The organism is Microcystis sp. LE19-10.1B, assembly GCF_027530565.1.
In the GTDB taxonomy this organism is placed as follows: Bacteria; Cyanobacteriota; Cyanobacteriia; order Cyanobacteriales; family Microcystaceae; genus Microcystis; species Microcystis aeruginosa.
Genome location: NZ_JAPZQM010000202.1, coordinates 34,320 through 40,938, shown reverse-complemented (window position 1 = coordinate 40,938; position 6,619 = coordinate 34,320). Strand labels below are relative to the sequence as shown.

General features: G+C 39.3%; 8 protein-coding genes and 1 tRNA gene. 8 read left to right on the top strand and 1 reads right to left on the bottom strand.

The genetic code is table 11. The annotated features are described in order from the left end of the window. The first annotated feature begins 281 nt into the window (after positions 1–281). The 4 genes from O9332_RS07600 (at position 282) to O9332_RS07585 (ending at position 1,894) form a co-directional block, all read left to right on the top strand. Complete coding sequence (locus tag O9332_RS07600; RefSeq protein WP_004159408.1) at positions 282–572, top strand: tetratricopeptide repeat protein; 291 nt, start codon at positions 282–284, stop codon at positions 570–572. Between the two features lie 180 nt (positions 573–752). Next, positions 753–1,070: a nucleotidyltransferase domain-containing protein gene (locus tag O9332_RS07595; RefSeq protein WP_004159407.1), complete on the top strand. Its 318-nt coding sequence runs from the start codon at positions 753–755 to the stop codon at positions 1,068–1,070. Further along, positions 1,067–1,453, top strand: coding sequence for a HEPN domain-containing protein (locus O9332_RS07590; protein ID WP_004159406.1), 387 nt, complete (start codon positions 1,067–1,069; stop codon positions 1,451–1,453). The genes O9332_RS07595 and O9332_RS07590 overlap by 4 nt, the downstream gene beginning before the upstream one ends. A gap of 156 nt (positions 1,454–1,609) precedes the next feature. Beyond that, the gene (locus tag O9332_RS07585; protein WP_288024677.1) at positions 1,610–1,894 is read left to right on the top strand and encodes a type II toxin-antitoxin system HicB family antitoxin; all 285 of its coding nucleotides are present in this window, start codon (positions 1,610–1,612) and stop codon (positions 1,892–1,894) included. A gap of 449 nt (positions 1,895–2,343) precedes the next feature. Here the strand turns inward: O9332_RS07585 and O9332_RS07580 are convergent. Then, positions 2,344–2,416, bottom strand: a tRNA-Ile gene (locus O9332_RS07580). Positions 2,417–2,480: 64 nt separating this feature from the next. Between O9332_RS07580 and O9332_RS07575 the strand changes: the two genes are divergently transcribed. From O9332_RS07575 to grrM, 4 genes are all read left to right on the top strand, one after another. After that, on the top strand, positions 2,481–2,774 hold the full coding sequence (locus tag O9332_RS07575) for a hypothetical protein (protein WP_004159404.1): 294 nt from the start codon (positions 2,481–2,483) through the stop codon (positions 2,772–2,774). Between the two features lie 32 nt (positions 2,775–2,806). Next, a complete protein-coding gene (locus O9332_RS07570; RefSeq protein WP_004159402.1) occupies positions 2,807–4,141 on the top strand; it encodes a hemolysin family protein in 1,335 nt (444 codons plus the stop codon). Positions 4,142–4,217: 76 nt separating this feature from the next. Further along, on the top strand, positions 4,218–5,339 hold the full coding sequence (mltA, locus tag O9332_RS07565) for a murein transglycosylase A (protein ID WP_004159397.1): 1,122 nt from the start codon (positions 4,218–4,220) through the stop codon (positions 5,337–5,339). A gap of 86 nt (positions 5,340–5,425) precedes the next feature. Next, positions 5,426–6,586, top strand: a complete 1,161-nt coding sequence (gene grrM / locus O9332_RS07560; RefSeq protein WP_043999274.1) for a cyclophane-forming radical SAM/SPASM peptide maturase GrrM/OscB — start codon at positions 5,426–5,428, stop codon at positions 6,584–6,586. Positions 6,587–6,619: the final 33 nt, after the last annotated feature.

The following is a 6,619-nucleotide window of genomic DNA, read 5'->3' as shown; positions in this document are numbered from 1 at the left end:
AAATCCTTATAGGGCAAGAGACTCAATTGATTAGCTCGTTCTAGATAGAAAACAATTAGCCAAAATCGAAGCAATGTCTTTCTGTGTAAGGGTTTTATCCTTTATAACCCCCCTCCATTGCATAACACAAACCGAAGAACCATAAAATTCCTGGTGATTTACTCTTCCTACAAGAACTTAATTGGGTAAGTTTCAAGAAGATTGATGATGCTGCTGCCTTCCATAAACTAGAGTGGGGCATTACTCAAGTCAAGCCAGAGTTACATTCAAAAACGGTAAAATTGACAGCCGAAGAGTGGTTTAATCGTGGTTGTAACAAAGGTGAATTAGGAGACAATCAAGGTGCGATCGCTGACTACAATCAAGCCATTCAAATCAAACCCGACTATGCTTATGCCTACATTGGTCGCGGGAATGCCAAGTCTAACTTAGGAGACAAGCAAGGTGCGATCGCTGACTATAATCAAGCGGCACAACTTTACGTGCAACAGAACACGATGGATAAATACCAATATACTCTTGATCAAGTGAAAAGACTGGAAAAAGGATTTTGGGGAAGGTTGTTCTCATGACTATTCGTCAAACTACAATCGCTAAATTGTAACAACTACCAGAGTCACTTTTACTGGAAGTTAACAATTTTATCGACTTGGTAATACACAAACATCAATCTGAAACAGCTAATGACAAACTGCAAGAAGATGGGGCTAAAGTTTTGGGAAAATAGTTTGAAGGTCTAAAATTGATAAATTATGAAAAAACTTGAAAAAATTATCACAGAATTTCGCCAAGCACTAGAAAAAATCTATGGCGATAAATTAATAAACTTAGTTCTATACGGTTCTCAAGCCAGAGGAGATGCAACAGAAGACTCTGATATTGATATCATGGTAATTTTAAAAAGTCCAGTTTCTCCTGGAGATGAAATTTTCCGTATGGGAGAAGTTAAAAATCAAATTAACCTTAAATACGATCAATTCATCTCAGTTTTGCCCATATCTGAAGAAGACTTTTTATGTAAAGATACTCCTTTATTAGAAAATATTCGCCGAGAAGGTATAGCTTTATGAACCGCATTCAAACATTACTAAGTCTAGCTAAAGAAGAATTATATGCTGCTGAAATTTTGTGGGAAAATACTCTATATCGTGCTTGTATTTCTCGGGCTTATTACGCCTTATATTATACAATACAAGCTCTCTTGGCTGCTAAAAACGTCAATACTAGAACTCACAGAGGCTTGATTCAACAATTTGGACAACAATTTATTAAAACTGGAGAATTATCTCAAAACTTATCAAGAACCTTGAGTGAGACTTTTGATTTAAGACAGTTAAGTGATTATGATGAAACGATACCCATCACTCAACAACAAGCAGGCAAAACTTTAGAAAATGCAAAATTGTTTATTAGTGAAGCTACCAAGTGGCTAGAGAATAATCAAATTCAGTAAATAAAAACAATATCTTAATCTATAGCGGTTCTCGCATCTGTGCGGCACACTTAAACCTTTGCTGATTAAGCTGTTCAGGATCGGGAATGTACCTCTTGTGAATCAGAAACGCTATATTAATCAAAAAATTCGCTGAAAGAAAGGAGTATAAATTGGATGCTTACCTACAAAGCAATGTATAAATTTTTGGAACAGGGAGTCCATGGAGAAGTCTTGGATTTTCCTGGCGTGATTTCCTGGGGAAATGATCTAGCAGCAGTACGCCCTTCCTTAGCTAGTGCGCTGGTGGACATGGCAGAAGTTAATTTATCTAGGGGGGAATCCTTACCCTTGCCTAATGGTTTGTTAACAGATGCAGAAGCGGATTTAGAAGAACCAATTTATCTAATCTTTTCTGCATCAACCCATGTCCAAATTGTACCGACTTTGATCGCCTCATGAAGCGTCGAGATTTGTTGCGTTATCTCAGTCAACAGGGTTGTCAATAACATCGCATTTGGCGGAACTCGATATCTGAGATAAATTATGAATGATGAATTATGAAAGAGATTTGATTTAGCGATTATGGGAAATTTAAAATCGACATTATTGCTAATCACGGGCTAAATATTTCTCGATAAGTTATCATTGATACGATTGGCAATTCTGATCAAGTGGTGCGTTACGGCGGCTTGTTAGTTTTGGTTTTTTGACCAAATTAGTAACCGCCTAACGCACCCTACACTCTGAATACCGCTTTAAGACAGAGCCTTAGAAAAAGAAACTCTGGAGTTCTTGACATGATCACCTTAGTATGCAGCGGCTTAAAAAGATTGTGTTCTGCACCAACAAGGACAAGATTAACTTACTCCAGTGCAGTCGAAGCCGATCACCCGAAGCCATCAAAACTATCCAGGGTGCAGGAGTTGAACCTGCCTAGCACGAATTATGAGTTCGTTGCCTCAACCGCTCGGCCAACCCTGGGTTATACTATTAACTCATTATAGATCGGTAATTACTCTGAACGTGAAAATTCAGCCCCACCAAGATGAAAAAATTTTCAATCAGCACCTCCTTGCAGTTAGGTCTCCTTTTGATGGTAGCCATGTTAGCCGCCGGCTTCGGTAGCGGTTGGGTAGCCTATCAATTGGGAATCGCCTCCCTGAAGGGAGTCAGTCAACCGGATATCAACCCCGCTAAAAAGTTTACCAACGATCGCACCAGTTATGGTCGCAATCAAACTTTTATCCCCGTTAAAGAAGAAGAAGTAATTAAAAGAGTGAGAGTTTATATGCAACAACAGAAAAACCAACCGCAATCAAAGGACGAAACCAAAGGATAGGCTTTAAAAAAGGCGAATTTTGCCTTTTCGCTATGGATAATCAGGATTTATTGACTCGTTTAATTTTAGTCTTTTTACTAATCGTCCTCAATGCTTTTTTCGTAGCGGCGGAATTTTCGCTTGTGTCTGTCCGTCGTACCCGCATCAGTCAGCTAGTGGCCGCGGGAGATGTGCCAGCGCAGACGGTACAATCTCTACAAAGAAGTCTCGATCGCTTACTTTCCACTACCCAATTAGGCATCACCCTTTCTAGTTTAGCTTTAGGTTGGATCGGGGAGAGTACCATGACCGTTTTTGTGAGGAAATTACTAAGTTTTTTACCCTTTTCTTTAAACTGGCAAAATCTTCTCTCCCATGGTTTCTCTCTTTGTCTAGCTTTTTTAATTGTTGCCTATCTCCAGATAGTTTTTGGGGAACTTTATCCCAAATCCCTCGCTTTAATTTATGCCGAACCGATGGCGCGATTATTAGCAGCACCTATTGGCGTTATTTCCCAGATTTTTAAGCCTTTTATCGGTATTCTGAACCAATCAACTCGTTTTTTATTGGTTTTAACCCGTATCCCCGAAGTGGATCTACAGCGTTCTAATCGGGTAACTTGCGAGGAATTACAATTAATTATCAGCATGGAAGGGGAATTAACGGGATTAGAAGCAGCGGAAAGGAAAATTTTAAATAATGTCTTCCAGTTTGGCGAAATCACTGCTGCGGAAATCATGGTTCCCCATAACCGTTTAATAGCTATTCCCTCGACCGCAACTTTTCAGGAATTATTGCTCAACGTGGTTAACAGTGGCTATTCTTGCTATCCTGTGGCAGGAGATTCTGGTGATGATATCCGTGGTCTGATCGATTTTAAAGATTTAGCTTTACCCCTTGCCGAAGGTCAGTTAAATTTAACAACCCCGATTAAACCTTGGTTAAAACCTGTGCGTTTTTTCCCCGAAACTACCCCTTTAAATGAATTACTGACAGTGATGCAGGAATCATTCTTAAAGATGGTTATCATTGTGGATGAATTTGGCAGAACAGCCGGTTTATTAACCCTCAAAGATTTAATCGGCGAGATTCTAGGAACTTTTCCCCCTAGTGATCAATCAGGAACATTGGAATACCAACTCCTCGATGAATCAACTTTTCTCGTACAAGCACAAATGAATTTAGAGGACGTGAACAAAGCATTAAATTTAAGCTTACCCTTGGCCGATGAATACCAAACCCTAGCTGGTTTTATCCTCCATCATTGGCAAAAAATACCGAGGGTGGGAGAACAATTATATTACCAAAATTTAGAATTTACCATTATTTCTAAGGTCGGCCCTCGCTTGGAACAAATTAAGATTTATCGGCAACAACTATCCTCATGATATAAACAAGAAACAACTTTTCTCATTTATCCTTCTCCATCGTTAATCGAGTCAATAGCTGCCCACTCCTATCACCATGAAACACCTTTTGACACTCCTCCCCCTCAGCTTGGGATTAATTGCCCTCACCCCCGCAAATTTGCCCCTAGAACGTTTTGAAATCTCAGAATTAGGAACATCTACGGGATACGATGAACGACTGCTAACGGACAAAAAAACCCTACTACAAGCGATCGATCATAGTTTACGTTATCTGAATAGCTCGGCGGCGATCCGCGCCTATCAAAATTATCCTATTCCTGAAATAACTCGTCAGCGAGTGCAGCGTTCCTTAGTACGTTTTCGTCAATTAGTGCAGAATTCTCCCACTCCCGCAGCTCTACAAAAGGCAGTAAAAAAAGAATTTATTTGGTATCGTTCTTTGGGTAATGATAGCCAGGGAAATGTTAAATTTACTGGTTATTTTGAGCCAATTTATCAAGCAAGTCGGCAAAAAACCGCCGAGTATAAATATCCTCTCTATCGCCGACCTGCTAACTTTTCTCGCTGGTCTAAACCCCATCCAGCTAGGGTAGAATTAGAGGGAAAAGATGGTTTACTGGGGGAAAATAGCCGTCTAGCGGGATACGAATTAGTCTGGTTAAAAGATCGCTTAGAAGCTTATTTAGTTCATGTGCAAGGTTCGGCGAAATTACGTTTACCTAATGGTCAAATTATGAGCATTGGTTTTGATGGCAATACCGAGCATCCCTACACCAGTCTGGGAAAAGAAATGATTGCCGATGGTATTTTTCCTGCTGAGGGTTTAACCTTACCAATGGTTTTAGATTTTCTCAGAAATAATCCTGAGCAATTAAAGAATTATATTCCCCGCAATAATCGGTTTATTTTCTTTCGAGAAACCCACGGCGCAGCTGCCACTGGTAGTATTGGAGTTCCAGTTTTACCAGAAAGATCGATCGCTACAGATAAAAGTATTTTTCCCCCCGGTGCTTTAGCAGTAATTGAGACAGAAATTCCCCAGGGAAATCTTAATAAAAAATTAGTTAGTCGCTATGTTCTCGATCAAGATACTGGCAGCGCGATTAAAGGTACTGGGAGGGTAGATATTTTTATGGGAACAGGAAAAAATGCTGGCAAGCGAGCCGGTTTAATTAATACTCCGGGTCAATTATATTATTTATTATTGAGGGAATAGGAAATAGTATAGGTAGAATTAAGATACAATTCCCAGAATCAGTTATCGGTTATCATACTTTAAGGGAGAATTTTAAAAATAGAATGATGGAAAAAAACACAAATATAGATTGGTCGGATTGTGGTCCAATTACCTTAGTAGTCGTGCAGCCGACTTCTTTTTGTAATCTCAATTGTGATTATTGTTATTTACCCGATCGCCACTTAAAAAATACCTTATCCTTAGATTTAATCGAGCCGATTTTTCAGAGGGTTTTTAGTAGTCGTTTTCTCCAAGATGATTTTACCATTTGCTGGCACGCCGGCGAACCCTTAGCAGTTCCCATCAGTTTTTATGAAAGTGCTTTCGCCAAAATTGCGGAAGTTAGCGAGAAATATAATCAGCAGGGTTACTGTTTTCGTCATTCAGTACAAACTAACGCCACTTATATTAACGATGCTTGGTGTCAATTATTTAAAAAGCATGATGTTTATGTGGGAGTCAGTCTTGATGGACCGGCCTTTATTCACGATATCCACCGGCAAAACCGCAAGGGAACTGGCAGTCATGCTGCTACAATGCGGGGGATTTCTTTCTTGCAAAAACATGAAATTGATGTCAGTATCATCGCTGTTTTAACAGAAGATTCTCTCGACTATCCCGACGAAATTTTTAACTTTTTTTGGGATCATGGTCTTACCGATGTGGCTTTTAATATGGAAGAAACCGAGGGGATTCATTCGCAATCTTCCTTAGATAAATTAGGTATTGAACAACGTTATCGCCAGTTTATTGCCAGATTTTGGGAGTTAGTCACGGCCAAACAAGGAGAATTTAAGCTGCGAGAATTTGAATCGATCTGTAGTTTGATTTATGCCGATGAACGCTTAGAAAATACCGATATGAACCGACCTTTTATGATTGTCAATTTTGATAATCAAGGTAATTTTTCCACTTTTGATCCGGAATTACTATCGATTAAAACCCAACCCTACGGCGATTTTATCTTTGGTAATGTTTTGACCGATTCTCTGGAATCTATCTGTGAAACCGAGAAATTTCAACAAATTTACGCTGATATGCGCGGTGGAGTCGATTTATGTCGCCAAAAATGCGATTATTTTGGGGTTTGTGGGGGTGGTGCCGGTAGTAACAAATATTGGGAAAATGGCACTTTCAACTCCACAGATACTAAAGCCTGTTTATACCGGATTAAGTGTATCACCGATATAGTTCTTGATCGCCTAGAAAATTTATTAGAAGTTTAAATATTTTTTTAGCTATCAGTTATCGGTAATAAG

What these genes read in the sequence shown, in the direction of transcription:
- O9332_RS07595 (WP_004159407.1), top strand. Translation starts at nt 753, where the DNA reads ATGAAAAAACTTGAAAAAATTATCACAGAATTTCGCCAAGCACTAGAA.
- O9332_RS07590 (WP_004159406.1), top strand. Translation starts at nt 1,067, where the DNA reads ATGAACCGCATTCAAACATTACTAAGTCTAGCTAAAGAAGAATTATAT.
- O9332_RS07585 (WP_288024677.1), top strand. Translation starts at nt 1,610, where the DNA reads ATGCTTACCTACAAAGCAATGTATAAATTTTTGGAACAGGGAGTCCAT.
- O9332_RS07575 (WP_004159404.1), top strand. Translation starts at nt 2,481, where the DNA reads ATGAAAAAATTTTCAATCAGCACCTCCTTGCAGTTAGGTCTCCTTTTG.
- O9332_RS07570 (WP_004159402.1), top strand. Translation starts at nt 2,807, where the DNA reads ATGGATAATCAGGATTTATTGACTCGTTTAATTTTAGTCTTTTTACTA.
- mltA (WP_004159397.1), top strand. Translation starts at nt 4,218, where the DNA reads ATGAAACACCTTTTGACACTCCTCCCCCTCAGCTTGGGATTAATTGCC.
- grrM (WP_043999274.1), top strand. Translation starts at nt 5,426, where the DNA reads ATGGAAAAAAACACAAATATAGATTGGTCGGATTGTGGTCCAATTACC.